This window comes from Pseudomonas sp. NFX15 (genome assembly GCF_049132105.1).
GTDB lineage: Bacteria > Pseudomonadota > Gammaproteobacteria > Pseudomonadales > Pseudomonadaceae > Aquipseudomonas.
Window position 1 is genome coordinate 42,435 of the sequence record NZ_JAFMPV010000014.1, and the last position, 25,581, is coordinate 68,015.

At 60.3% G+C, this 25,581-nt stretch carries 23 protein-coding genes; 12 read left to right on the forward strand and 11 right to left on the reverse strand.

Annotation, left to right across the window (positions count from 1 at the left end):
• Positions 1–24 precede the first annotated feature (24 nt).
• From rseP to rpsB, 8 genes are all read right to left on the reverse strand, one after another.
• Complete coding sequence (gene rseP, locus J1D76_RS16340) at positions 25–1,377, reverse strand: sigma E protease regulator RseP (RefSeq protein WP_421139270.1); 1,353 nt, start codon at positions 1,375–1,377, stop codon at positions 25–27.
• A gap of 53 nt (positions 1,378–1,430) precedes the next feature.
• Complete coding sequence (ispC, locus tag J1D76_RS16345; protein ID WP_421139272.1) at positions 1,431–2,621, reverse strand: 1-deoxy-D-xylulose-5-phosphate reductoisomerase; 1,191 nt, start codon at positions 2,619–2,621, stop codon at positions 1,431–1,433.
• Positions 2,618–3,424: a phosphatidate cytidylyltransferase gene (locus tag J1D76_RS16350; protein ID WP_421139273.1), complete on the reverse strand. Its 807-nt coding sequence runs from the start codon at positions 3,422–3,424 to the stop codon at positions 2,618–2,620. The genes ispC and J1D76_RS16350 overlap by 4 nt, the downstream gene beginning before the upstream one ends.
• Positions 3,424–4,179 carry a polyprenyl diphosphate synthase gene (gene uppS / locus J1D76_RS16355; RefSeq protein ID WP_421139274.1) on the reverse strand — a complete coding sequence of 252 codons (756 nt, stop codon included), beginning with the start codon at positions 4,177–4,179 and terminating at the stop codon, positions 3,424–3,426. The genes J1D76_RS16350 and uppS overlap by 1 nt, the downstream gene beginning before the upstream one ends.
• Positions 4,180–4,192: 13 nt before the next feature.
• Entirely contained in the window at positions 4,193–4,750 is a 558-nt protein-coding gene (gene frr / locus J1D76_RS16360; RefSeq protein ID WP_045060130.1) for a ribosome recycling factor, read from the reverse strand.
• On the reverse strand, positions 4,747–5,490 hold the full coding sequence (pyrH, locus tag J1D76_RS16365; RefSeq protein WP_003222124.1) for a UMP kinase: 744 nt from the start codon (positions 5,488–5,490) through the stop codon (positions 4,747–4,749). The genes frr and pyrH overlap by 4 nt, the downstream gene beginning before the upstream one ends.
• A gap of 208 nt (positions 5,491–5,698) precedes the next feature.
• Positions 5,699–6,562 carry a translation elongation factor Ts gene (gene tsf, locus J1D76_RS16370; protein ID WP_150718421.1) on the reverse strand — a complete coding sequence of 288 codons (864 nt, stop codon included), beginning with the start codon at positions 6,560–6,562 and terminating at the stop codon, positions 5,699–5,701.
• A 190-nt stretch (positions 6,563–6,752) separates the two neighbouring features.
• Positions 6,753–7,490: a 30S ribosomal protein S2 gene (rpsB, locus tag J1D76_RS16375; protein ID WP_007978390.1), complete on the reverse strand. Its 738-nt coding sequence runs from the start codon at positions 7,488–7,490 to the stop codon at positions 6,753–6,755.
• Positions 7,491–7,861: 371 nt separating this feature from the next.
• Here rpsB and map point away from each other — a divergent pair, with 371 nt between their 5' ends.
• From map to J1D76_RS16395, 4 genes are all read left to right on the forward strand, one after another.
• Entirely contained in the window at positions 7,862–8,644 is a 783-nt protein-coding gene (map, locus tag J1D76_RS16380) for a type I methionyl aminopeptidase (protein WP_421139275.1), read from the forward strand.
• A gap of 35 nt (positions 8,645–8,679) precedes the next feature.
• The gene (locus tag J1D76_RS16385) at positions 8,680–11,382 is read left to right on the forward strand and encodes a [protein-PII] uridylyltransferase (protein WP_421139276.1); all 2,703 of its coding nucleotides are present in this window, start codon (positions 8,680–8,682) and stop codon (positions 11,380–11,382) included.
• Between the two features lie 179 nt (positions 11,383–11,561).
• A complete protein-coding gene (gene dapC / locus J1D76_RS16390; RefSeq protein WP_421139277.1) occupies positions 11,562–12,761 on the forward strand; it encodes a succinyldiaminopimelate transaminase in 1,200 nt (399 codons plus the stop codon).
• A 248-nt stretch (positions 12,762–13,009) separates the two neighbouring features.
• A complete protein-coding gene (locus J1D76_RS16395; protein ID WP_421139278.1) occupies positions 13,010–13,765 on the forward strand; it encodes a M12 family metallopeptidase in 756 nt (251 codons plus the stop codon).
• A gap of 1 nt (position 13,766) precedes the next feature.
• On the opposite strand, the gene J1D76_RS16400 is transcribed toward J1D76_RS16395, so the two are convergent.
• Positions 13,767–15,398 carry a Na+/H+ antiporter gene (locus J1D76_RS16400; protein WP_421139279.1) on the reverse strand — a complete coding sequence of 544 codons (1,632 nt, stop codon included), beginning with the start codon at positions 15,396–15,398 and terminating at the stop codon, positions 13,767–13,769.
• Positions 15,399–15,679: 281 nt separating this feature from the next.
• Between J1D76_RS16400 and J1D76_RS16405 the strand changes: the two genes are divergently transcribed.
• From J1D76_RS16405 to J1D76_RS16420, 4 genes are all read left to right on the forward strand, one after another.
• Positions 15,680–16,042: an ArsC family reductase gene (locus J1D76_RS16405; RefSeq protein WP_421139280.1), complete on the forward strand. Its 363-nt coding sequence runs from the start codon at positions 15,680–15,682 to the stop codon at positions 16,040–16,042.
• A gap of 32 nt (positions 16,043–16,074) precedes the next feature.
• Complete coding sequence (dapD, locus tag J1D76_RS16410) at positions 16,075–17,109, forward strand: 2,3,4,5-tetrahydropyridine-2,6-dicarboxylate N-succinyltransferase (RefSeq protein WP_421139281.1); 1,035 nt, start codon at positions 16,075–16,077, stop codon at positions 17,107–17,109.
• 80 nt (positions 17,110–17,189) lie between these two features.
• Positions 17,190–18,395 carry an aminotransferase class V-fold PLP-dependent enzyme gene (locus J1D76_RS16415; RefSeq protein ID WP_421139282.1) on the forward strand — a complete coding sequence of 402 codons (1,206 nt, stop codon included), beginning with the start codon at positions 17,190–17,192 and terminating at the stop codon, positions 18,393–18,395.
• Positions 18,392–18,796 carry a SufE family protein gene (locus J1D76_RS16420; protein ID WP_421139283.1) on the forward strand — a complete coding sequence of 135 codons (405 nt, stop codon included), beginning with the start codon at positions 18,392–18,394 and terminating at the stop codon, positions 18,794–18,796. Before J1D76_RS16415 ends, J1D76_RS16420 begins: the two co-directional genes overlap by 4 nt.
• A 103-nt stretch (positions 18,797–18,899) precedes the next feature.
• Here the strand turns inward: J1D76_RS16420 and tcdA are convergent, their stop codons facing one another.
• Positions 18,900–19,718, reverse strand: a complete 819-nt coding sequence (gene tcdA / locus J1D76_RS16425) for a tRNA cyclic N6-threonylcarbamoyladenosine(37) synthase TcdA (protein WP_046041104.1) — start codon at positions 19,716–19,718, stop codon at positions 18,900–18,902.
• A 262-nt stretch (positions 19,719–19,980) separates the two neighbouring features.
• Here tcdA and J1D76_RS16430 point away from each other — a divergent pair, with 262 nt between their 5' ends.
• From J1D76_RS16430 to J1D76_RS16445, 4 genes are all read left to right on the forward strand, one after another.
• On the forward strand, positions 19,981–22,572 hold the full coding sequence (locus J1D76_RS16430) for a glycosyltransferase (RefSeq protein WP_421139284.1): 2,592 nt from the start codon (positions 19,981–19,983) through the stop codon (positions 22,570–22,572).
• 236 nt (positions 22,573–22,808) lie between these two features.
• Positions 22,809–23,960, forward strand: a complete 1,152-nt coding sequence (gene dapE, locus J1D76_RS16435; protein WP_421139285.1) for a succinyl-diaminopimelate desuccinylase — start codon at positions 22,809–22,811, stop codon at positions 23,958–23,960.
• Positions 23,960–24,769, forward strand: coding sequence for a putative RNA methyltransferase (locus J1D76_RS16440; RefSeq protein ID WP_421139286.1), 810 nt, complete (start codon positions 23,960–23,962; stop codon positions 24,767–24,769). The genes dapE and J1D76_RS16440 overlap by 1 nt, the downstream gene beginning before the upstream one ends.
• Before the next feature lie 76 nt (positions 24,770–24,845).
• On the forward strand, positions 24,846–25,223 hold the full coding sequence (locus tag J1D76_RS16445; protein ID WP_103394411.1) for a hypothetical protein: 378 nt from the start codon (positions 24,846–24,848) through the stop codon (positions 25,221–25,223).
• A gap of 106 nt (positions 25,224–25,329) precedes the next feature.
• Here the strand turns inward: J1D76_RS16445 and J1D76_RS16450 are convergent, their stop codons facing one another.
• Positions 25,330–25,539: a cold shock domain-containing protein gene (locus J1D76_RS16450; protein ID WP_007940478.1), complete on the reverse strand. Its 210-nt coding sequence runs from the start codon at positions 25,537–25,539 to the stop codon at positions 25,330–25,332.
• Positions 25,540–25,581: the final 42 nt, after the last annotated feature.

Genomic DNA, 25,581 nt, shown 5'->3' on the forward strand with positions numbered 1-25,581 from the left:
GCAGATTCGCAATTCAGCGAAGCGTTACAGTCGACCCAGATCATTGACCAGAGCAAGCAACATCACCCCGACCACCAAACTGATACCGATCTGTATCCCCCAACCTTGCACCCGATCCGACAAGGGACGACCACGCGCCCACTCGATCAGATAAAACAACAAATGCCCCCCATCCAGTACCGGGATGGGCAACAAATTCAGAACTCCCAGGCTAATACTCAGATAAGCAAGGAAATTCAGGAAATCAGCAACACCCGACTGGGCCGAAGCGCCCGCCACTTTAGCAATGGTTATCGGTCCACTCAAGTTTTTTACCGAGAGCTCGCCGAACAACATTTTCTTCAGTGAATCGAGGGTCAGCACACTCATGGTCCAGGTGCGTCGAGCCCCCTCGCCAATTGCGGCCAATGGCCCGTAGCGGATCTCGCGGACCATCTCCGGCGGCCAATCGACAGCCTTCACCCCGGCCCCCAGGTAACCACTCGGCGACTTGCTCTCGCCGCGTGCAGCCAGGGTCACCGGGACGTCGATTTGAGCACCGTCACGCTCGACCCGCAGCATGATTTTGGTATCAGGATGCATACGAACGTTATCGACGACCTGCTGCCAGTCGTCCAGCCCGCGGCCATCGAGGGCCAGCAAGCGATCACCGGTCTTCAGGCCGGCAGCTTGCGCCGGGCCCTTCGGATCGAGTTCGGCCAGCACCGGCGGCAAGGCCGGACGCCAGGGACGAATGCCCAACGAGCGAATCGGATCAGGCTCGTCAGCCCCTTTGAGCCACTTGTCCAGCGCAAGTTCACGAGGCGAGTCAGCCGTAGAGCCTTGTTCGCGAACCATGATCTGTAACGAACCGCTTTCACCCAGGCGACGAACCAGTTGCAGGTTCACCGCGGCCCAGCCGGTCGTTGCCTCACCATCGATGGCGACGATTTCCTGGCCTGGGCTCAAGCCTGCCTGGGCCGCAACGCTGCCAGACTCGACAGCCCCGATGACCGGACGCACCTGCTGGCTGCCGAGCATGGCCAGGACCCAGAAGAACACCAGGGCCAGCAGGAAGTTGGCAATCGGCCCGGCCGCGACAATGGCAATGCGCTGACGAACGGTTTTGCGATTGAAGGACTGATCGAGCTGATCAAGGGGTACTTCACCCTCGCGCTCATCGAGCATCTTGACGTAGCCACCCAACGGGATGGCGGCGACGACGAATTCAGTACCCTTTTTGTCGTGCCAGCGCAGCAACGGCATGCCGAAGCCTACGGAGAAGCGCAGCACTTTGACCCCACAGCGACGCGCGACCCAGAAATGGCCGAACTCGTGGAAGGTAACCAGCACACCCAGAGCGACCAGGGTGCCGACAATCATATAGAGCGCGCTCATCTACTTTCTCCGCATTCCGATCCGCTGCTGCGCGGGTGAACTCTGCACAGCGTTTACCGCCCGTGTCGACTCAACCATTGTTCGGCCAGCAAGCGCGCCTTCGCGTCTGCCGTGAATACCGACTCCAGGTCACCGACTGCCACTACAGGCTCGAGATTCAATACTTCCTCGATGATACTCGCGATTTCCGGGTAACGAACCCGCTCGTCGAGAAATGCCGCCACCGCTACTTCATTCGCCGCATTGAGCATTGCCGGCGCGCTATCACCTGCCTCGGCGGCCTGGCGAGCCAGACGCAGGCACGGGAAGCGCTCTTCATCGGGCGCCTGGAAGTCCAGGCGCGCAATGGCAAACAGGTCCAGCGGTGCGACTCCCGAATCAATCCGCTCCGGCCAGGCCAGGGCATTGGCGATGGGCGTGCGCATGTCCGGATTGCCCAACTGCGCCAGGACAGAACCATCGACATAGTCGACCAGCGAGTGAATCACGCTTTGTGGGTGAATCACCACCTCGACCTGGGATGGCTTGGCATCGAACAGCCAGCAGGCTTCAATCAACTCAAGCCCCTTGTTCATCATGCTCGCCGAATCGACGGAGATTTTTCGCCCCATGGACCAGTTCGGATGTGCACACGCCTGGTCAGGTGAAACATGCGCCAGTTCGGCCAAGGGTGTCTGTCGGAACGGACCACCAGAAGCCGTCAGTAAAATCCGACGTACACCCACCGCCTCGAGACCACGGGCGTAATCCAGCGGCATGCACTGGAAAATCGCATTGTGCTCGCTGTCGATTGGCAACAGCACCGAACCACTCTTGCGCACCGCCTGCATAAACAGCGCGCCGGACATGACCAGCGCTTCTTTGTTTGCCAGGAGAATCTTCTTGCCGGCCTCGACCGCCGCCAGTGTCGGGCGCAACCCCGCCGCACCAACGATGGCAGCCATGACTGTGTCGACTTCCGGATCGGAAGCCACTTGGCACAAGCCTTCTTCCCCCACCAGCACACGGGTCGACAGGCCGGCTGCACGCAAATCGTCCTGTAGCGTGCGGGCCACCGCCACTTCGGGCACCACGGCAAATTGCGGGACATGACGCACGCACAGCCCCAGCAATTCGCGCACGCGAGTGAAGCCGCTCAAGGCAAAGACCTGGTAGCGATCAGGGTGGCGAGCGATGACGTCGAGCGTACTCAGGCCAATCGAGCCGGTCGCCCCCAGGACGGTAATCCGTTGCGGGCGACTCATGGAGCCGCCATCCACAGCAATACCGCAAACACCGGAATCGCCGCTGTCAGGCTATCGATACGGTCCAGCACACCGCCATGACCCGGCAGCAGGTTGCTGCTGTCCTTGATCCCGGATTGGCGCTTGAACATGCTTTCGGTGAGGTCACCCACCACCGAGATGAACACGATCAGCGCAGCACCGATCAGCCCCATCAGCAACTGGCCGAACGTCCAGCCGCGGGAAACACCGACAATCGCCGTCATGACCAGGCTGAGCGCCAGCCCGCCATACACGCCTTCCCAGCTTTTGCCGGGGCTGACTTGCGGTGCGAGCTTGCGCTTGCCGAAGGCCCTCCCGGAAAAGTACGCGCCGATGTCAGCCCCCCAGACCAGCACCATGACAGCCATGATCAGCCAGTTGCCCAACGGCTCCTGCTTGATTTGGACAAGGCCTTGCCAGGCCGGCAGCAGAATCAGCAAGCCAATGACCATTTTGCACGCCGCGCTGGACCAGTGTTCGCTGCTGCGCGGGTAGGTCAGCACCAGATAGGTTGCCACGGCCCACCAGAGCACCGAGGCGCCCAGCACCCAGGGCGCCAGTCCTGGCAGGACATACATGACAAACAGCATCAACGCGACGATGGCGGCATAGCCCACACGGATCGACTGGGATGTGAAGCCCGCCAGACGCGCCCACTCCCAGGCACCCAAGGTGACCACCAGCCCGATGAACAGCGCAAAACCGGAACCTTCAAGCAGGAAAAACCCGCACAGAGCAATCGGTAGCAGGATCAGTGCAGTGATGATTCGTTGTTTAAGCATTAAACCCGGGCTCCAGCCTCGACCTGCTCGCTCGTTTTACCGAAGCGGCGCTGGCGCGAAGCGAAATCGGCCAGCGCATTGCGCATGGCATCGTGTTTGAAGTCCGGCCAGAACAGGTCGGAGAAGTACAGCTCGGCATACGCCAGCTGCCAAAGAAGGAAGTTGCTGATGCGGTGCTCGCCCCCGGTGCGGATGCACAGGTCAGGCAGCGGCAGGTCGCCCGTGGCCAGGCAGGTCTGCAACAGATCGGGCGTGATGTCTTCGGGACGCAAATGCCCGGCCTGGACTTCACGCGCCAGGCGCTGTGCGGCCTGCGCGATATCCCACTGGCCGCCATAGTTGGCCGCGATTTGCAGGATGAAGCGATTGGCGCCGGCCGTCATGGCTTCAGCTTCACGCATGGCGGTTTGCAACTCCGGATGGAATCGCGAACGGTCGCCAATGATGCGCAAGCTGATGTTGTTGTCGTTGAGGCGCTTGGCCTCGCGACGCAACGCCTTGAAGAACAGGTCCATCAAGGCGCTGACTTCATCGGCCGGACGCTGCCAGTTTTCACTGGAAAAGGCGAACAGGGTCAACACTTCAACCTTGGCTTCGGCACAGACTTCAATGACCGCACGTACCGCATCCACGCCCGCTTTATGCCCGGCGACACCCGGCATAAAGCGTTTTTTCGCCCAGCGATTGTTACCATCCATGATGATCGCGACATGGCGCGGCACCGCGGACGGTGCAGTCTGCTTGGTCTTTTCCATGAAAACGCGACCCTTATACGGCCATCAGGTCGGCTTCTTTCTGCTTGGTGGCCGCATCAATGTCAGCCTCAGCCTTGTCGGTCAGCTTTTGGATATCGGCAGCAGCACGACGCTCTTCGTCTTCGCTGATTTCCTTGTCTTTGACCAGCTTCTTAAGGTCGCCGAGGGCGTCGCGACGAATGTTGCGCACGGCAACACGAGCATCTTCAGCGGCGCTGCGCGCCTGCTTGGTAAAGCCCTTGCGGGTTTCTTCAGTCAGGGCAGGCATGGAGATCAGCAGCAACTCGCCCAGGTTGGTCGGGTTGAGGTTCAGGCCGGCACTCTGGATCGCCTTGTCAACGGCAGCGAGCATGTTGCGCTCGAACGCGACGACTTGCAGGGTCCGGGAATCTTTCACAGTCACGTTGGCAACGCCACTCAATGGAGTGTCAGTGCCGTAGTAAGGAACCATCACACTACCGAGAATGCTTGGGTGCGCCTTGCCGGTACGAATCTGACCAAATGCATGGGACAGAGACTCCAGGGATTTCTGCATGCGCGCTTGAGCGTCTTTCTTGATTTCGTTGATCATTGTTGGCCTTCCTCGATCAGGGTTCCTTCAGCGCCGCCATGCACGATGTTCAGCAGGGCGCCGGGCTTGTTCATGTTAAATACGCGTAGCGGCATCTTGTGGTCGCGGCACAGGCAAATGGCCGTCAGATCCATCACACCCAGCTTGCGATCCAGCACTTCATCGTAGGTCAGATGATCGAACTTCTCGGCATGCGGGTCTTTGAACGGGTCAGCGGTGTAGACGCCATCGACCTTGGTCGCCTTGAGCACGACGTCGGCATCGATTTCGATTGCACGCAGGCAGGCTGCCGAATCCGTCGTAAAGAACGGGTTGCCAGTACCGGCCGCAAAGATCACCACGTCCTTGGAGTTCAGGTGACGCATGGCCTTGCGACGATCATAGTGATCGGTCACGCCAACCATGGAAATAGCGGACATCACGATGGCCGAGATATTGGCGCGCTCGAGGGCGTCGCGCATGGCCAGGGCGTTCATCACAGTGGCCAGCATGCCCATGTGGTCGCCGGTGACCCGATCCATGCCAGCCTTGCTCAGCGCTTCACCGCGAAACAGGTTGCCACCGCCGATAACCAGACCGACCTGAACACCGATGCCGACCAGTTGGCCAACTTCCAGCGCCATGCGATCCAGAACTTTCGGGTCGATCCCGAACTCTTCCGAGCCCATCAGGGCCTCGCCGCTAAGCTTGAGTAGAATGCGTTTATAGCGAGCCTGATAACCACTGCCCTGCTGAGCCATTGCGAATCTCTCCTGCGGCGTATTTTAAAAATTCTTTGCGAGCTGTTTTCAGCTGGCGTTCACTCTAGCTTGGCGCTGCTTCAGCGCCATCGGAACATGGCTTTGTAAGCCAGTTCCAAACGGAAACCAATAAAAATTGGTGCCCCATCTGAAAAGAGGCTGCGCGCGTGAGCGGGCAGCCTCTTCCGGGCGACAGTTGAAAACCGTCTTATTGCTTGGCGGCAGCCAGCTGGGCAGCAACTTCTTCAGCGAAGTTGTCCACTGGCTTCTCGATGCCTTCGCCGACCTTGAAGTAGGTGAAGGAAACGATTTCAGCGCCGGCTTTCTTGGCCAGGGCACCCACGGTGATTTCCGGGTTCATCACGAAAGCTTGCTCAACCAGGCTGGCTTCAGCCAGGAACTTGGTGATGCGACCAGCAATCATCTTCTCGACGATTTCAGCTGGCTTGCCTTTCATCTTGTCTTCGTTCAGGGTCAGGAAAACGCCCTTCTCGCGCTCGATGGCTTCTGGCGAAACCTGCGATGGCAGCAGGAATTCAGGGTTGCTTGCCGCCACGTGCATGGCGATCTCTTTGGCCAGCTGAACATCGCCGCCCTTGAGAACAACAGCAACACCGATCTTGTTACCGTGCAGGTAGGTGCCGACAACGTCGCCCTCTACGCGTACCAGGCGACGGATGTTGACGTTCTCGCCTACTTTGGCAACCAGTGCTTCACGAGCCGATTCCTGAGCGGCGATCAGCGGAGCTGCGTCGGTCAGTTTTTCGTCGAAAGCTTTTTCTACGCTGGCAGCAACGAAGTTCTTGAAGTCGTCTTGCAGGGCCAGGAAGTCGGTCTGCGAGTTGACTTCCAGCAGCACGGCTGCCTTGTCGTCAGCCTTGATGGCGATTGCGCCTTCAGCGGCAACGTTGCCGGCTTTCTTGGCAGCCTTGATGGCGCCCGAAGCTCGCATGTCATCAATGGCTTTCTCGATGTCGCCGCCAGCCTTTTCCAGGGCTTTCTTGCAATCCATCATGCCTTCGCCGGTACGCTCGCGCAGTTCTTTGACCAACGCTGCAGTAATTGCTGCCATTTTAAAATTCCTCTTGGATAGGTTTTCAACCATTCCACCCGATCGAACGGGCGATCAATTCTTCCCGAATCACCCTTGTTAGCTGCCGCACGTTACAGATTGAACAGTGGGCGCCGACAAATGGTTTTCGAGGTGGCAAAAAGGGGGCCAAGCCCCCTTTTTGCTTACTGAGTCAACGCCAAGGCGTCAGTTACTCAGCTGCTGCTACCGGAGCTTCTTCAACGAAAACTTCGGTGCCGCCGGCAACGTTGTTGCGACCGCGGATAACAGCGTCAGCCATCGAACCCATGTACAGCTGGATAGCGCGGATTGCGTCATCGTTGCCTGGGATGATGTAGTCAACGCCTTCCGGGCTGCTGTTGGTATCGACTACGCCGATGACCGGGATGCCCAGCTTGTTGGCTTCGGTGATCGCGATGCGCTCGTGATCAACGTCGATAACGAACAGAGCGTCTGGCAGACCGCCCATGTCCTTGATACCACCCAGGGAACGATCCAGCTTTTCCAGGTCACGAGTGCGCATCAGCGCTTCTTTCTTGGTCAGCTTGGCGAAAGTACCGTCTTCGGCTTGCACTTCAAGGTCACGCAGACGCTTGATGGAAGCACGGATGGTTTTGAAGTTGGTCAGCATGCCGCCCAACCAGCGGTGATCGACGTACGGCGAACCGCAACGTGCTGCTTCTTCAGCAACGATCTTGCCAGCGGAACGCTTGGTGCCGACGAACAGAATCTTGTTTTTGCCCTGGGCCAGACGCTCTACGAAAGTCAGAGCTTCGTTGAACATTGGCAGGGTTTTTTCAAGGTTGATGATGTGGATCTTGTTACGCGCGCCGAAAATGTACTTGCCCATTTTCGGGTTCCAGTAACGGGTCTGGTGACCGAAGTGCACACCGGCCTTCAGCATATCGCGCATGTTGACTTGGGACATGATAGTTCCTTAATAAGTCGGGTTTGGCCTCCACGTATCCCAATGACCAACCAGCAGCATCAGCTGAAGGCACCCAGGTCATCGTGTCGACACGTGTGTGGATTTAGGCTTTTCGGGACATCCCCGGAAAGCGGCGCATTTTATACCACAAGGCCGGGCAAAACGGAACCCGGATTCTGAAATCCTGACGCACGCCTGACGCCATCCCTTGGAATCCGCCAAGAATGCACCATTCTATAGAGAGAAGCGATGCACTCAGGCGCAGATTTGCGCTGATCGTCTGGTAGAATCGCATTTTTCAGGGCCGCGAAGATCGATCGCGCACCGCCCTTTCCGTTCAGTAAGCGCCGCCGAGCGCAGAGAGAGCCTGTATGACCGTCACCCTCAAAACCCCCGAGGATATCGCCAAGATGCGTATCGCCGGCAAACTGGCCGCCGATGTGCTGGAAATGATTGCCGAACATGTCAAGCCGGGCGTGACCACCGATCAGTTGAACCAGATCTGCCACGACTACATCGTCAACGAGCAGCAAGCCATCCCTGCCCCGCTCAACTACAAGGGCTACCCGAAGTCGATCTGCACCTCGATCAACCACGTGGTCTGCCATGGCATCCCGAACGACAAGCCATTGAAAGATGGCGATACGCTAAACATCGACGTCACCGTCATCAAGGACGGCTACCACGGCGACACCAGCCGCATGTTCCACGTCGGCAGCGTGCCGGTCTGGGCCGAGCGCCTGTCGCAAGTGACCCAGGAATGCATGTACAAGGCGATTGAAATCGTCAAGCCCGGCTGCCGCCTGGGTGACATCGGCGAAATCATCCAGAAGCACGCGGAAAAGAACGGTTTCTCGGTGGTTCGCGAGTTCTGCGGCCACGGCATCGGCAAGGTCTTCCACGAAGAGCCGCAGATCCTGCACTACGGCCGCGCCGGCACCGGCATGGAGCTCAAGGCTGGCATGACTTTCACCATCGAACCGATGATCAACCAGGGCCGTGCCGACACCAAGGTACTGGGCGACGGCTGGACCGCGATCACCAAGGACCGCAAGCTCTCGGCACAGTGGGAACACACCCTGCTGGTGACCGATACCGGTTACGAGATCTTCACCCTGCGCAGCGATGACACCATCCCTCGCATTTCGGCCTGATCCCGACACTCGCCTATAGAAAGGAAAGCCAATCGATGCCGCAGGTGGATCCCGAACTCTTCGACCGAGGCCAGTTCCAGGCTGAACTGGCTCTGAAGGCAAGCCCGATCGCGGCCTTCAAGAAGGCGATCCGCCAGGCTCGCGAGGTGCTCGATACGCGCTTTCGCAACGGCCGCGACATTCGTCGGCTGATCGAGGACCGCGCCTGGTTCGTCGATAACATCCTGCAAAAGGCCTGGGACCAGTTCAACTGGAGCGAAGACGCCGACATCGCACTGGTCGCGGTCGGCGGCTACGGTCGAGGGGAACTGCACCCTTATTCCGACATCGACCTGCTAATCCTGCTGGACAGTGCCGATCACGAAGTTTTCCGCGATTCCATCGAGCGTTTTCTGACGCTGTTGTGGGACATCGGCCTGGAAGTCGGCCAGAGCGTTCGCTCGGTCGACGAGTGCGCCGTCGAGGCCCGCGCCGACCTCACCGTCGTCACCAACCTGATGGAAAGCCGCACCATCGCCGGCCCCGAGCATTTGCGCCAGCGCATGCTGGACGTCACCAGCACCGCACACATGTGGCCGAGCAAGGAGTTCTTCCTGGCCAAGCGCGCCGAGCAAAAGGCCCGCCACCACAAGTACAACGACACCGAATACAACCTGGAACCCAACGTCAAGGGCTCGCCCGGCGGCCTGCGGGATATCCAGACGATTTTGTGGGTAGCCCGTCGCGAGTACGGCACCCTGAACTTGCGAGCACTGGCCGGCGAAGGTTTCCTGGTCGAGAGCGAAAACGCCCTGCTCGCCTCTTCCCAGGAATTTTTGTGGAAAGTTCGTTATGCCCTGCACATGCTTGCCGGGCGCTCCGAGGACCGCTTGCTGTTCGACCACCAGCGCACCATCGCCGGGTTGCTGGGCTTCAAGGGCGATGACGCCAAGCAAGCCATCGAAAACTTCATGCAGCAGTATTACCGGGTGGTGATGAGCATCGCCCAGCTCAGCGACCTGATCATCCAGCACTTCGAGGAAGTCATCCTCGCGCCGGAAGACGAAGCGCCGCCGCAGCCGATCAACTCGCGCTTCCAGTTACATGATGGCTACATCGAGGCTCGCAACGACAACGTCTTTCGCCGTACCCCGTTCGCCATGCTCGAAATCTTCGTGCTGATGGCCCAACAGCCCGAGATCAAGGGCGTGCGCGCCGACACCATTCGCCTGCTGCGCGAACACCGTCACCTGATCGACGATGAGTTTCGCAACGACATTCGCAACACCAGCCTGTTTATCGAATTGTTCAAGTGCAAGATCGGCATCCACCGCAACCTGCGGCGGATGAACCGCTACGGCATTCTCGGGCGCTATCTGCCCGAATTCGGTTTTATCGTCGGGCAGATGCAACACGACCTGTTCCACATCTATACGGTCGACGCCCACACCCTGAACCTGATCAAACACCTGCGTAAGCTGCAATACACGCAGGTGTCGGAAAAATTCCCGCTGGCCAGCAAGACCATGGGCAAGCTGCCCAAGCCCGAACTGATCTACATGGCCGGCCTGTACCATGACATCGGCAAGGGCCGCCACGGCGATCACTCGGACATCGGCGCGGTGGATGCCGAGGCCTTCTGCCAGCGCCATCAACTGCCCGCATGGGACAGCCGCCTGATCGTGTGGCTGGTGCAGAACCACCTGGTGATGTCGACCACCGCCCAGCGCAAGGACCTGTCCGATCCGCAAGTCATCCACGACTTCGCCCAGATCGTCGGCGACGAAACACGTCTCGACTACTTGTATGTGCTGACTGTCTCCGACATCAACGCCACCAACCCAACCCTGTGGAACTCCTGGCGCGCCAGCCTGCTGCGCCAGCTCTATACCGAGACCAAGCGTGCCCTGCGTCGCGGCCTGGAAAACCCGGTGGATCGCGAGGAGCAGATCCGCCAGACCCAGAGCGCCGCCCTGGACATCCTGGTGCGCGGCGGTACCGACCCAGACGACGTCGAGCAGTTGTGGGCGCAGTTGGGAGACGACTACTTCCTGCGTCACACCGCCGGCGACGTCGCCTGGCACAGTGATGCGATCCTGCAGCAACCGGCCGACGGCGGGCCACTGGTGCTGATCAAGGAAACCACCCAGCGCGAGTTCGAAGGCGGTACGCAGATCTTCATCTATGCGCCCGACCAGCACGACTTCTTCGCCGTGACCGTGGCCGCGATGGACCAGCTCAACCTGAACATTCACGACGCCCGGGTCATCACCTCCAGCAGCCAGTTCACCCTCGACACCTACATCGTGCTCGATACCGACGGCGACTCGATTGGCGATAACCCGGCGCGGGTCAAACAGATCCGCGACGGCCTGACCGAAGCCCTGCGCAACCCGGATGACTATCCGACCATCATCCAGCGCCGGGTGCCGCGCCAGCTCAAGCATTTCGCCTTTGCGCCACAGGTGACAATCCACAACGACGCCCAGCGCCCGGTGACCGTGCTGGAACTGACGGCGCCCGACCGCCCGGGCCTGTTGGCGCGGATCGGCACGATTTTCCTGGAGTTCGACCTGTCGCTGCAAAACGCCAAGATCGCCACGCTGGGCGAGCGCGTGGAAGACGTGTTCTTCATCACCGACGCCAACAATCAACCGCTGTCCGACCCGCAACTGTGCACCCGGTTACAGGATGCAATCGTCGAGCAGTTGAGCGTGAACCAGGAACCCGATATCAAGTTGTCGCGCATCAGCATCTGAATTGACCATCCCCTCTCTGGGGGGCGAGCCTGCCCTTTGTAGGAGCTGGCTTGCCAGCGAAGAAATCAAGGGCCCCACGCTTACCCTGTAAGCATGCGTTTTCGTTGATGGCCATCGCTGGCAAGTCAGCTCCTACAGGCACCGGGTTTGCCCGCTACTACACCGAACGAGACACATCGATGAACAACGCTCTGTCCCAGCTCCAGCCCTACCCGTTCGAGAAACTCCGCGCCCTGCTCGGCAGCGTGACGCCGAACCCGGACAAGCGCCCGATCGCGCTGTCCATCGGCGAGCCGAAACACCGCTCGCCAAGCTTTGTCGCCGAGGCGCTGGCCAGCAATCTGGAAAAAATGGCGGTGTACCCGACCACCCTCGGCATCCCGGAGTTGCGCGAAGCCATCGCGGCCTGGTGCGAGCGTCGCTTTGATGTTCCCAAAGGCTGGATCGACCCGGCGCGCAACGTGCTGCCGGTCAACGGCACCCGCGAAGCGCTGTTCGCCTTCACCCAGACCGTGGTCAACCGCGGCGACGACGCGCTGGTGGTCAGCCCGAACCCGTTCTATCAGATCTATGAAGGCGCCGCGTTCCTTGCCGGAGCCAAGCCGCATTACCTGCCGTGCCTGGACGAAAACGGTTTCAATCCGGATTTCGACGCCGTCTCGCCGGACATCTGGAAACGCTGCCAGATCTTGTTCCTGTGCTCGCCGGGCAACCCGACCGGTGCCTTGATCCCGCTGGAAACCCTGAAAAAGCTGATCGCCCTGGCCGATGAATACGACTTCGTGATCGCCGCGGACGAGTGCTACAGCGAATTGTACTTCGACGAACAAACCCCGCCCCCCGGCCTGCTCAGCGCCTGCGCGGAACTGGGTCGCAAGGACTTCAAGCGTTGCGTGGTGTTCCACAGCCTGTCCAAGCGCTCAAACCTGCCAGGCCTGCGCTCGGGGTTTGTCGCCGGCGACGCAGACATCCTCAAGGGCTTCCTGCTCTATCGCACCTACCACGGCTGCGCGATGCCGGTTCAAACCCAACTGGCCAGCGTTGCCGCGTGGAATGACGAAGTGCATGTACGCGCAAACCGTGCACTCTACCGCGAGAAGTTCGATGCGATACTTGAGATCCTCAGCCCGGTTATGGACGTGCAGCGCCCGGATGGCAGCTTCTACCTGTGGCCGAATGTGGCCGGTGACGACGCTGCCTTCTGCCGCGACCTGTTCGAGCAGGAACATGTAACCGTGGTGCCGGGCTCTTATCTGTCGCGAGACGTGGATGGAACCAACCCGGGCGCCGGACGCGTGCGCATGGCATTGGTTGCGCCGCTGGCGGAGTGCGTTGAGGCTGCCGAACGTATGCGCGATTTTATTTCTCGTCAAAAGTAATACCTCAACTCCCGTGCCAGGCAATCTGGCACGGAAATTTTCGATTCAAGTTGCTTGTTGCAGCTGCCGCACACCCACCACAACTTTCAGTCTCGATTTCGTTTGTTAATTTCGATCTTTAGTTGACGAAAAAAACAAAACAAAACCAGCAACACATTCCTGAACCACCAAACTTTACCCCGTAAAAAATATTCAATAACTTGACTACCCAACACACTACAAAACACCAATAACATGGATAGTTATTTATGAATGCCAATAAAACCTGCACTGTAATACAACCAGCCGACATCAATGCGTCGTACGAAGTGGCTATCACCGAGAACCCAATGAACGGCCATGCTTCGGCATCGAGCCGAAAAAAGCGGGCAGTTCTCAAGCACACAAACTTCTGGGCTCCGGGTCGTACGTTGCGCATTGCCTTTTTAAGTGGCGATCAAGCCTTCAAGGATGCCGTCAAGGCTGCTGCCCGCCATTGGCTGCCACATATAAGTGTGACGTTCAATTTCGTTGAGGGTGAACAAGGAGATATCCGAATTGCCAGCGAGCCAGGTGTATATTTTTCTTATATCGGCACCAACGCCCTGTTAGTGGAAGAAGGCCCGACCATGGCACTGTCACCAGACTTGAATATGCCTCAGTTTTTTGCTGCCAACGTCATGCACGAATTTGGACATGCCTTAGGCGCCGAACATGAACACTTGCATCCACAAGCCAATATCCCGTGGAACAAACAAGCAGTCTATGCGGCCCATGACGTAGATGAGGATGCTGAAGAAGGCGATTATGCACGAAGCGTCGTTGACAACCGCTACTTCAATCGTCTCGACGCCAGCGAGGTCAACTACTCGCCCTACGATCCATTGTCGATCATGCACTATCGCGTCCGTCAGGATTGGACCGAGGGCGACTTCAAGATTGACTTGAACCTGGTACTCAGTGAACAGGACAAGGCTTTCATGACCCAGGTTTATCCTCCAATCCCACAAAACCAATCGTCTTGAGTTACTTGATCTGACCCAGCTTGGCCTCACTCAAATCCAGTTCCCCCAACACCTCACGCAACACGTCATCACCAATCTGGTGATGACGACTGAGGCTGTACAACTCCAGGCGCTGCGCCCGCAGCGCCTTCAAACGCAAGCGTCGCTCCAGCAAATCCATCTGAAAGGCCAGGGCCTGGGCTTCGGCAGAATCGTTGAACACCTCCAACTGATGCCGGTACTCGGACATGATCCGCGCCTTGAGCTCGGCAGCCAACGCGGACTGGGCAGCATCTTGTGGGTTGACCTCTTCCGTCTCGAGGGCATGAATCGCCGCTTCGGCGGTCTTGCGCCAGGCGTCTCGCACTTCGCTGCGCCGCTTGTCGTCGGGGCTGGCTTCGATGCCCCGCAGCAGCAAGGGCAGCGCGATGCAGGCCGCAATCAACGACAGCAGAATGACGCCTGCGGCAATAAAGATCAGCAAGTCACGCTCGGGAAACGCGCTGGCGCCCATGAGCATCGGCACCGACATCACACCTGCCAGTGTCACGGCCCCGCGCACACCGCCGACGGTCAGCAACCAACAGGATCGCGCGGTCGGTACGCGGGTCACTTCACCTTTGCCGCGTAAGCGCCGCAGCAACACCGACAAGCGCCAGATGCTCTGCACCCAGACGAAGCGCAAGGCCAGCAATACCAGGAAAATCGCCACCACATCCAGCCCGCGATACAGCAGCGTTGGCCAGAGCGAGGTTTCGTGGCTGGCCACCGCCTTGACGATGTCCGGCAACTGCAACCCCAACAGCAGGAAGATCAAGCCGTTGAAGGCGAACTCCAGCAGTGACCAGACGCTGCGATTGAGCAAACGCGTGTTGGTTTGGCGCGGCAACAGGTCGAGCCAGCTCTGCATCATCCCCGCCGCCACCGCCGACAGGATGCCGGACACTTCGATGCGCTCGGCCAGCACATAGGCCGCAAACGGCAGCAACAACATGAATACCACGTGTGTCGCCGGATCATCCCAGCCCCGCGCGATCATCCACGCCCGCAGACGACCCACCAGCCAGCTCAGGGCAACCCCGACGGCCAGACCACCCAATGCGACCAGCACGAACGCCAGGCTGGCATTGGCCAGGGAGAACACGCCGGTCACCGCCGCCACCAGCGCGAACTTGAACGTCACCAGGCCCGAGGCGTCGTTCATCAGCGCCTCGCCCTGCAGGATGTGCATCAACGGCGTGGGCAGCCGATTGCGGGCGATGGCCGACACCGCCACAGCATCCGTCGGCGACAGCACGGCCCCCAAGGCAAACGCCACCGGTAGCGGCACACTCGGTAGTAGCCAATGAATGAAATAGCCCGCACCCACCACCGTGAACAGCACCAAGCCGACCGCAAGCGTCAGGATCGGGCCGCGCAGGTGCCAGAACTCCCGCTTGGGCATGCGCCAGCCGTCGGAGAACAACAGCGGCGGCAGGAACAGAAACAGGAACAGCTCCGGATCCAAAGCCACATGCAAACCCAGCGTCGGCCAAGCCAGCAAGGCCCCGGCGGCGATTTGCACCAGTGGCAACGGCAAAGGGATCACCCGCCCGATCAGGCGCGAAACGCCAACCAGCATCAACAGGATCAAGACGGTGTAGGCGGTTTGCATAAAGCGGAAATCTCAGACAATCGACAGCGTTGAACTGCCATATTAGCCGCTTAGGATGCGTCTGACCGTTGTACCTATGTCGCACCCTCCTTGTAGGAGCCAGCCTGCTGGCGATGGCAGCGGCAAATTCGATACAGATGTCGACTGATCTGACGCTATCGCCAGCAGGCTGGCGCCTACAGGTTTTGCAGTTGGAAATCGACCTCAGGCACCGCGAAACCGTCCGGTCATGGCATAATCCGTCACCTTTTATATCCAGCACCTGCAAAGGGGGCAATTCCTTGACCGCTTCAAGCAAAACGTTGCACCTTTTCGGCATCAAAGCCTGCGACACCATGAAAAAGGCGCGCACCTGGCTCGATGAACACGCTGTCAGCTATGACTTCCATGACTACAAAGCGGTCGGTATCGACCGTGAACACCTGACCCAATGGTGCAACGAGCACGGCTGGGAAGTGGTGTTGAACCGTGCAGGCACGACCTTTCGCAAACTCGAAGACGAACGCAAAGCCGATCTCGACCAGTCGAAAGCCATCGAACTGATGCTCGCACAACCCTCGATGATCAAGCGCCCGGTGCTCGATCTCGGTGACCGAACCCTGATTGGCTTCAAGCCAGATATCTACGCGGCCGCGCTCAAGTAAGCAGCCCGTTCCATTTTGTTAGAGGTATCAACATGTCTACTACCCTGTTCAGCCTGGCCTTCGGCGTCGGCACTCAAAACCGTCAAGGCACCTGGCTGGAAGTGTTCTACGCCGCTCCGGTGCTCAAGCCATCGTCTGAGGTCGTCGCCGCCATCGCTCCGATCCTGGGCTACACCGAGGGCAATCAGGCCATCACCTTCACGACCGCCCAGGCTTCGCAATTGGCCGAAGCGCTCAAGGGCGTCGACGCTGCCCAGGCTGCGCTGCTGACCCGCCTGGCCGAAAGCCACAAGCCGCTGGTCGCTACCCTGCTGGCCGAAGACACCCAGCTGTCGTCGACCCCTGAGGCCTACCTCAAGCTGCACCTGTTGAGCCATCGCCTGGTCAAGCCACACGGCCTGAACCTGGCCGGGATTTTCCCGTTGCTGCCAAATGTGGCGTGGACCAGCCAGGGCGCGGTCGACCTGAGCGAATTGGCCGAGCTGCAACTCGAGGCGCGCCTGCGCGGCGAATTGCTGGAAGTGTTCTCGGTGGACAAATTCCCGAAAATGACCGACTACGTGGTCCCGGCCGGCGTGCGTATCGCAGATGCTGCACGTCTGCGTCTGGGCGCTTATGTCGGCGAAGGCACCACCGTGATGCACGAAGGCTTTATCAACTTCAACGCCGGTACCGAAGGCCCGGGCATGATCGAAGGCCGCGTCTCCGCTGGCGTGTTCGTCGGCAAGGGTTCGGACCTGGGCGGCGGCTGCTCGACCATGGGCACCCTGTCGGGTGGCGGCAACATCGTGATCAAGGTGGGCGAAGGCTGCCTGATTGGCGCCAACGCCGGTATCGGTATCCCCTTGGGCGACCGCAACACCGTCGAGTCGGGCCTGTACGTGACCGCCGGTACCAAGGTCGCGCTGCTGGACGAGAACAACAACCTGGTCAAAGTGGTCAAGGCCCGTGAACTGGCCGGCCAGACTGACCTGCTGTTCCGTCGCAACTCCGAGACCGGTGCCGTGGAATGCAAAACCCACAAATCGGCCATCGAGTTGAACGAAGCGCTGCACGCTCACAACTAAGCGCCGCACGACCACCTGTGTAGGAGCGAGCAAGCTCGCTCCTACAGGGGTACGGCGTACCCTCACCAGGGCCCGATAGCATGATGATTCTCTCCCCCTGGCGTGCCGACTTTCCGGCCATCGCCGCCCTGCAACGGCAAGACCAGACCTATCTGGACAACGCCGCCACCACGCAAAAACCCCAAGCCCTGCTCGATGCCCTGGCGCATTACTACGCCAATGGCGCGGCCAATGTGCATCGCGCGCAACACTTGCCCGGCGCCCACGCCACCCAAGCGTTCGAAGACAGCCGCCGCAAAGTCGCGCAATGGCTCAATGTGGGAGACTGCGGGCAAATCATCTTCACCCATGGTGCGACCTCCGCGCTGAACCTCCTGGCCTATGGCCTGGAGCATCTTTTCAATCCGGGCGACGAGATTGTCATCAGCGCCCTGGAGCATCACGCCAACCTGCTGCCGTGGCAGCAACTGGCGCAGCGTCGCGACCTGAAACTGGTGATCCTGCCGCTGGATGCCGACGGCGTGATCGACCTGGCAACCGCCGCAGACCTGATCGGGCCACGCACGCGCCTGTTGGCGGTCAGCCAGTTGTCCAACGTGATAGGCGCTTGGCAGCCGCTGCCGCCATTGCTGGCAATGGCCAAGGCGCACGGCGCACTGACCGTGATCGACGGCGCCCAGGGCGTGGTCCACGGACGCCACGACGTGCAAGCGCTGGGTTGCGACTTCTATGCGTTTTCCAGCCATAAGCTCTACGGCCCGGACGGCCTCGGCGTGCTGTTCGCACGCCATGCCGCGCTACAACAACTGAACCCGTGGCAATTCGGCGGTGAAATGGTGCTCGACGCCAATTATCACGACGCACGCTTTCGACCCGCACCGCTGGGGCTTGAAGCCGGGACGCCGCCGATTGCCAGCGTAATTGGCCTCGGCGCGACGCTGGACTACCTTGCCGGGCTCGACCAGGACGCCGTGTCCTCCCATGAAGCGGCGCTGCATGCCTGTTTGCTCAATGGGCTTGAAACACGCATCGGCGTTCGCCTGCTCGGCAAGCCGCAAGTGGCGTTGGCCAGTTTTATCGTCGAGGGGGTGCATAACGCCGATCTCGCGCATTTGCTGACCGAGCAAGGGATCGCGGTGCGGGCCGGCCATCACTGCGCGATGCCGCTGCTCAAGCGCTTCGAACTGGCCGGGGCGATTCGGGTGTCGTTGGCGCTGTACAACGACTCCGAGGACCTGGAGCGGTTCTTTGCCGCCCTGGACCAGGCGCTGGAGTTGTTGCGATGAACCTGCCTGCCGATGCCGTGACAGCGCTGGACGTCTTTCAAAACGCCGCGGGTTGGGAGCAACGCGCACGCCTGTTGATGCAATGGGGCGAGCGCCTGCAGGCCTTGAGTGATGCGCAAAAAATTGAAGCCAACCGGGTGCACGGCTGCGAAAGCCAGGTGTGGTTGGTGGGTGAATTGCGCGATGGTCATTGGCAGTTCAACGCCAACAGCGATGCGCGATTGATTCGCGGCTTGGTGGCGTTGTTGCTGGCGCGAGTCAACGGGTTGTCGGCGACTGAGTTGCAGCAGGTGGATTTGCCGGACTGGTTCAATCAGTTAGGGCTGGGGCGGCAGTTGTCGCAGTCGCGCAGTAATGGTTTGAATGCGGTGCTTCAGCGAATGCGGGAGTTGGCTCAATAAAGGGGCTGCTTCGCAGCCCATCGCGAGCAGGCTCGCTCCTACAGGGGAACGCATTCCAATGTGGGAGCGAGCCTGCTCGCGATGGGGCCATCAACCTTACAGATCAGACCTGCGGTTTGACCCGCTCCGCCGGCCGCCGCACACCCGCGACGATTTTATCCACGGCCTTGGTCGCCGCGACCATGCCGAAGGTCGCCGTCACCATCATCACCGCGCCAAACCCGCCGGCGCAGTCGAGCTTCACGCCATCACCGACAAAACTTTTCTGCAGGCAAATGCTGCCATCCGGTTTCGGGTAGCGCAGTTGTTCGGTGGAAAACACGCACGGCACGCTGTAATGACGGGTCACCGTGCGTGAGAAGCCGTAGTCGCGGCGCAAGGTCGAGCGCACCTTCGAAGCCAATGGATCATTGAACGTGCGATTAAGGTCGCAGACCTGGATCAATGTCGGGTCAATCTGCCCGCCCGCGCCGCCAGTAGTGATGATCTGGATCTTGCGACGCTTGCACCAGGCGATCAGAGCAGCCTTGGCGTTGACGCTGTCGATGCAGTCGATCACGCAGTCGATGTTTGGCGTAATGTACTCGGCCATGGTGTCGCGGGTGACGAAGTCCGGCACCGCATGCACCGTGCAATCGGGGTTGATCCCGCGCAGGCGCTCGGCCATCACCTCGACCTTGGGCTTGCCCACGGTGCTGTCCAGCGCGTGCAACTGGCGGTTGGCGTTGCTGACGCAGACGTCGTCCAGGTCGAACAACGAAATTTCGCCCACGCCACAACGGGCCATGGCTTCCGCCGCCCAGGAGCCAACGCCACCGACGCCGACGATCGCCACGTGGGCCGCCTTCAGGCGCTCAAGGCCTTCGATGCCATACAAGCGGGCGATACCGGCAAACCGCGGATCTTCTGTACTCATGACCAATACCTCAAAAACCGGCGCGCATTATAGGGCCGTCGGCGACCAAGAGCATCATTGCGCTACAAACGGATTTCTTCCAATAAACCCCATCGAACAAAGATTCGCCCTACAAGCTCTAACGAAAGAACTTAACGCAACTTGGATTGCCCAACGTCCGGCATTTCCCTGTCTGCTGTACGGTCAGAGAACCGCCGGTGTAGGATGCGCGCCCCTTTGCGGCCGCCGACCGTTCCCCGTTCCACAGCCTTTGGAACCCGAAATAGCTATGTCATCGCGTAAATTTGGACTCAACCTGGTCGTGGTGCTCGCCATTGCAGCCTTGTTTACCGGCTTCTGGGCGCTGATCAACCGCCCGGTCACCGCCCCCAACTGGCCGGAACAGATCTCCGGTTTCTCGTACTCGCCATTCCAGCAGGGCCAGTTCCCGCAGAAAGACCAGTACCCGACCGACGATGAAATGCGTCGCGACCTGGAGATCATGAGCAAGCTGACGGACAACATCCGCATCTACTCGGTCGATGGCAGCCTGCAAGACATCCCGAAACTCGCTGAAGAGTTCGGCCTGCGCGTGACCTTGGGGATCTGGATCAGCCCGGACCAGGAACGCAACGAGCGGGAAATCCAGCGTGCCATTGAGCTGGCCAACACCTCGCGTAGCGTGGTGCGTGTGGTGGTCGGTAACGAAGCGATTTTCCGCAAGGAAATCACCGCTGCCGACCTGAGCGTGATACTCGACCGTGTTCGCGCCGCCGTGAAGGTGCCGGTGACCACGTCCGAGCAGTGGCACGTCTGGGAAGAACACCCGGAACTGGCCAAGCACGTCGACCTGATCGCCGCGCACGTCCTCCCGTATTGGGAATTTATCCCTGTGGACAAGGCACAGCAGTTCGTTCTGGACCGTGCCCGCGACCTGAAAAAAATGTTCCCGAAAAAGCCGCTGCTGCTGTCCGAAGTGGGCTGGCCGAGCAACGGCCGCATGCGCGGTGGCGCCGATGCGTCGCCGGCCGACCAGGCAATCTACCTGCGCAACCTGGTCAACAAGCTCAACCGCCAGGGCTTCAACTACTTCGTGATCGAAGCATTTGACCAGCCGTGGAAGGCCAGCGACGAAGGTTCCGTGGGCGCCTACTGGGGCGTGTTCAACGCTGCCCGCCAACAGAAATTCAACTTCGAAGGCCCGGTGGTGGCGATTCCGCAATGGCGGGTGTTGGCCATTGGTTCAGTGGTGTTGGCGCTGTTGTCGCTGACCCTGCTGATGATCGACGGCTCGGCCCTGCGCCAGCGTGGCCGGACCTTCCTGACCTTCATTGCGTTCCTGTGCGGTTCGGTGCTGGTGTGGATCGGCTACGACTACAGCCAGCAATACAGCACCTGGTTCAGCCTGACGGTGGGCTTCTTGCTCGCCCTCGGTGCGCTCGGGGTGTTTATCGTGTTGCTGACCGAAGCCCATGAACTGGCCGAGGCGGTGTGGGTGCACAAGCGCCGCCGCGAGTTCCTGCCGGTCGAGGGCGATTCGAGCTACCGCCCGAAAGTGTCGATTCACGTGCCTTGCTACAACGAGCCGCCGGAGATGGTCAAACAGACCCTCAACGCCCTGGCCAACCTCGACTATCCGGACTTCGAAGTCCTGATCATCGACAACAACACCAAGGACCCGGCGGTCTGGGAGCCGGTGCGCGACTACTGCGCGACCCTCGGGCCGCGCTTCAAATTCTTCCACGTCGCACCACTGGCCGGTTTCAAGGGCGGCGCGCTGAACTACCTGATTCCGCACACCGCCAAGGATGCCGAAGTCATCGCGGTGATCGACTCGGACTACTGCGTCGACCGCAACTGGCTCAAACACATGGTGCCGCATTTCGCCGACCCGAAAATCGCCGTGGTGCAGTCGCCGCAGGACTACCGCGATCAGAACGAAAGCACCTTCAAGAAGCTTTGCTACGCGGAGTACAAAGGCTTCTTCCACATCGGCATGGTCACCCGTAACGACCGTGACGCGATCATCCAGCACGGCACCATGACCATGACCCGCCGCTCGGTGCTCGAAGAACTGGGCTGGGCCGACTGGTGCATCTGTGAAGACGCCGAGCTTGGCCTGCGGGTGTTCGAGAAAGGCTTGTCGGCGGCGTATTACCACACCAGCTACGGCAAGGGCCTGATGCCCGATACCTTCATCGACTTCAAGAAACAGCGTTTTCGCTGGGCCTACGGTGCGATCCAGATCATCAAGCGTCACACCGCCAGCCTGCTGCGCGGCAAGGACACCGAGCTGACCCGCGGCCAGCGTTACCACTTCCTCGCGGGCTGGTTGCCATGGGTGGCGGACGGCATGAACATCTTCTTCACCGTCGGCGCGCTGTTGTGGTCGGCGGCGATGATCATCGTGCCGCAACGGGTCGATCCGCCGCTGCTGATTTTCGCGATCCCGCCACTGGCGCTGTTCGTGTTCAAGGTCGCCAAGATCATTTTCCTCTACCGTCGTGCGGTTGGCGTGAATTTGAAGGACGCGTTCTGCGCAGCGCTGGCCGGTCTGGCGTTGTCCCACACCATCGCCAAAGCGGTGCTGTACGGCTTTTTCACCAGCAGCATTCCGTTCTTCCGCACGCCGAAAAACGCCGACAACCACGGCTTCTGGGTGGCGATCTCGGAAGCGCGGGAAGAGATGTTCATCATGCTGCTGCTGTGGAGCGCGGCGCTGGGGATCTTCCTGGTGAACGGCATGCCGAGCAACGACATGCGCTTCTGGGTGACCATGCTGCTGGTGCAGTCCTTGCCGTACCTGGCGGCGCTGATCATGGCGTTCCTGTCGTCGCTGCCAAAACCTGCTGCCGAGCCTGAAGCGGCACCTGCGGTCTAAATCTTTACCGATGCACTAAACGGCGGCCAATGGTCGCCGTTTTGCTTTAAGATAACCGCCATTTTGCAGGGCTTGGCGGAGTACGGTTTGCCAACCGACCCCAATACCTGTGGGAGCGGGCTTGCCCGCGATTGCGGTGTAACAATCAATGTTTATGTTGGCTGATACACCGCTATCGCGAGCAAGCTTGCTCCTACAGTAGTCCGCGCCCACATTCATGATTTCCGGAGTTTTCCATGACGGCCCACGCCGACCTTTCGCCGACCCTCCAGCTCGCCATCGATCTGATCCGCCGTCCATCCGTGACGCCGGTCGATGCAGATTGCCAGAAGCAGATGATGCAGCGCCTGGGCGATGCCGGTTTTACCCTGGAGCCGATGCGCATCGAAGATGTGGATAACTTCTGGGCCACTCACGGCCAGGACGACGGCCCGGTGCTGTGCTTCGCCGGTCATACCGATGTGGTGCCGACCGGCCCGGTCGCGGCTTGGCAGATCGAACCGTTCAACGCACTGATCGACGAGCACGGCATGCTCTGCGGCCGTGGCGCTGCCGACATGAAGGGCAGCCTGGCCGCCATGACGGTCGCTTCCGAGCGCTTTGTCGCCGACTACCCGAACCACAAGGGCAAGGTCGCGTTCCTGATCACCAGCGACGAAGAAGGCCCGGCGCACCACGGCACCAAGGCTGTGGTCGAGCGCTTGGTTGCGCGCAAGGAGCGCATGGACTGGTGCATCGTCGGCGAACCGTCGAGCACCACCCTGGTCGGCGACGTGGTCAAGAACGGCCGTCGCGGCTCCCTCGGTGCCAAGCTGACCGTGCGTGGTATTCAAGGCCACGTGGCCTATCCGCACCTGGCGAAGAACCCGATCCACCTCGCCGCCCCGGCCCTGGCTGAACTGGCCGCCGAGCATTGGGACCACGGCAACGATTTCTTCCCGCCGACCAGTTTCCAGATCTCCAACGTCAACTCCGGCACCGGTGCGACCAACGTGATCCCGGGTGACCTGGTGGCGGTGTTCAACTTCCGTTTCTCCACCGAGTCGACCGTCGAAGGCTTGCAAAAACGCGTCGCCGACATCCTCGACAAGCACGGCCTGGACTGGCACGTCGATTGGGCGCTGTCCGGCCTGCCGTTCCTGACCGAACCGGGCGCGTTGCTGGACGCCGTGTCGTCGAGCATCAAGGACATTACCGGCCGTGACACCAAGGCGTCCACCAGCGGTGGCACCTCCGATGGCCGCTTCATCGCGACCATGGGCACGCAAGTGGTTGAACTGGGCCCGGTCAACGCGACCATCCACCAGGTCAACGAACGCGTGCTGGCAGCCGACCTCGACGTGCTGACCGAAATCTACTACCAGACCCTGATCAAGTTGCTCGCCTGATGCTCGCGTGTCCGATTTGCAGTGAACCGCTGAGTGCGGTGGACAACGGCGTGGCCTGCCCCGCCGGGCATCGTTTCGACCGTGCGCGCCAGGGTTACCTGAACCTGCTGCCGGTGCAGCACAAGAACAGCCGCGACCCTGGGGATAACCAGGCGATGGTCGAGGCTCGCCGCGACTTCTTGAACGCCGGCCATTACGCGCCCGTGGCCAAGCGCCTGGCGGAACTGGCCGCCAGTTATGCGCCGCAGCGCTGGCTCGACATCGGCTGTGGCGAGGGTTACTACACCGCGCAAATCGCCCAAGCTTTGCCGAATGCCGAAGGCTACGCGCTGGATATCTCCAAAGAAGCGGTCAAACGCGCCTGCAAACGCGACCCGCACCTGACCTGGTTGATCGCCAGCATGGCGCGGGTGCCGTTGGCGTCCGCCAGCTGCCAGTTCCTGGCGAGCGTCTTCAGCCCGCTGGACTGGGACGAAGCCAAACGCCTGTTGAGTGTCGGCGGCGGCCTGATGAAAGTCGGCCCGACCAGCGGCCACCTGATGGAGCTGCGTGAGCGGCTGTACGACGAAGTGCGCGAGTACATTGACGACAAGCATCTGGACCTGGTGCCAGAAGGCATGGCGCTGGCGCACAGCGAGACGCTGACGTTCAAGCTGACGCTGGACAAGCCGCAAGACCGCGCCAACCTGCTGGCGATGACGCCCCACGGCTGGCGTGCCAGTGCCGAGCGCCGTGCAGCGGTGATCGAGCAGGCCGAGCCGTTCGAGACCACCGTATCAATGCGCTACGATTATTTCGTTGTTCAATAAACTTTTGGTGTCGGGCGAGAGCCCGGGACCGGCTAAATCCGCGAATGGATTTTTCAGACCCGCAGTGAGGACATCCATGCGCCAACCGGATATCGAGATTTACCTGAAAGACGCCGACGTCGACCACAAGGCCGTCTCGGCCTGGCTCGGCGCAGCATTGGGCCCGTGCACCGATTGGGTCCAGAAAGGCCAGACCTACAAATGCAAGGCCGGCAACGTACCGGTGACCTGGCTGCCCAAAGCCGTGGGCAAATGGAACAGCCTGTACCTGGAAAGCGACCAGACCCCATGGGACGACGACATCGCCTGCGCCCGCGCCGCGTTTGCCGCGCTGAACGTCGAAGTGCGCTGCGCACCGGGTAGCTGGGTCGAGGAAGAAGGCGAGGAAACGGCGGATCGCTGGATTCGCATCAGCGCCGACGGTGAAGAAGAGATCACCTGGAAAACCGCGTAATCCGCGAACAACTTAAACCTGTAGGAGCCGGCTTGCTGGCGATCATCACAGCGCGGTGTGCCTGAGACTCCGCCTTCGCTGGCAAGCCAGCTCCTACAAGGCCCTCTTACAATCCGACGACGTCTTCGGCCTGCAAGCCCTTCTGCCCCTCGACCACCGCATACTCAACCTGCTGGCCTTCGGTCAGCGAGCGGTGCCCTTCGCCGCGGATCGCGCGGTAGTGCACGAACACGTCCACCCCATCCTGACGCTGAATGAAGCCATAACCCTTGGCGTCGTTGAACCACTTCACATTACCGGTTTCGCGTGTTGCCATTTGTTCATACTCCCTTTTTATTATTGATCGGGCTTTTCGCAG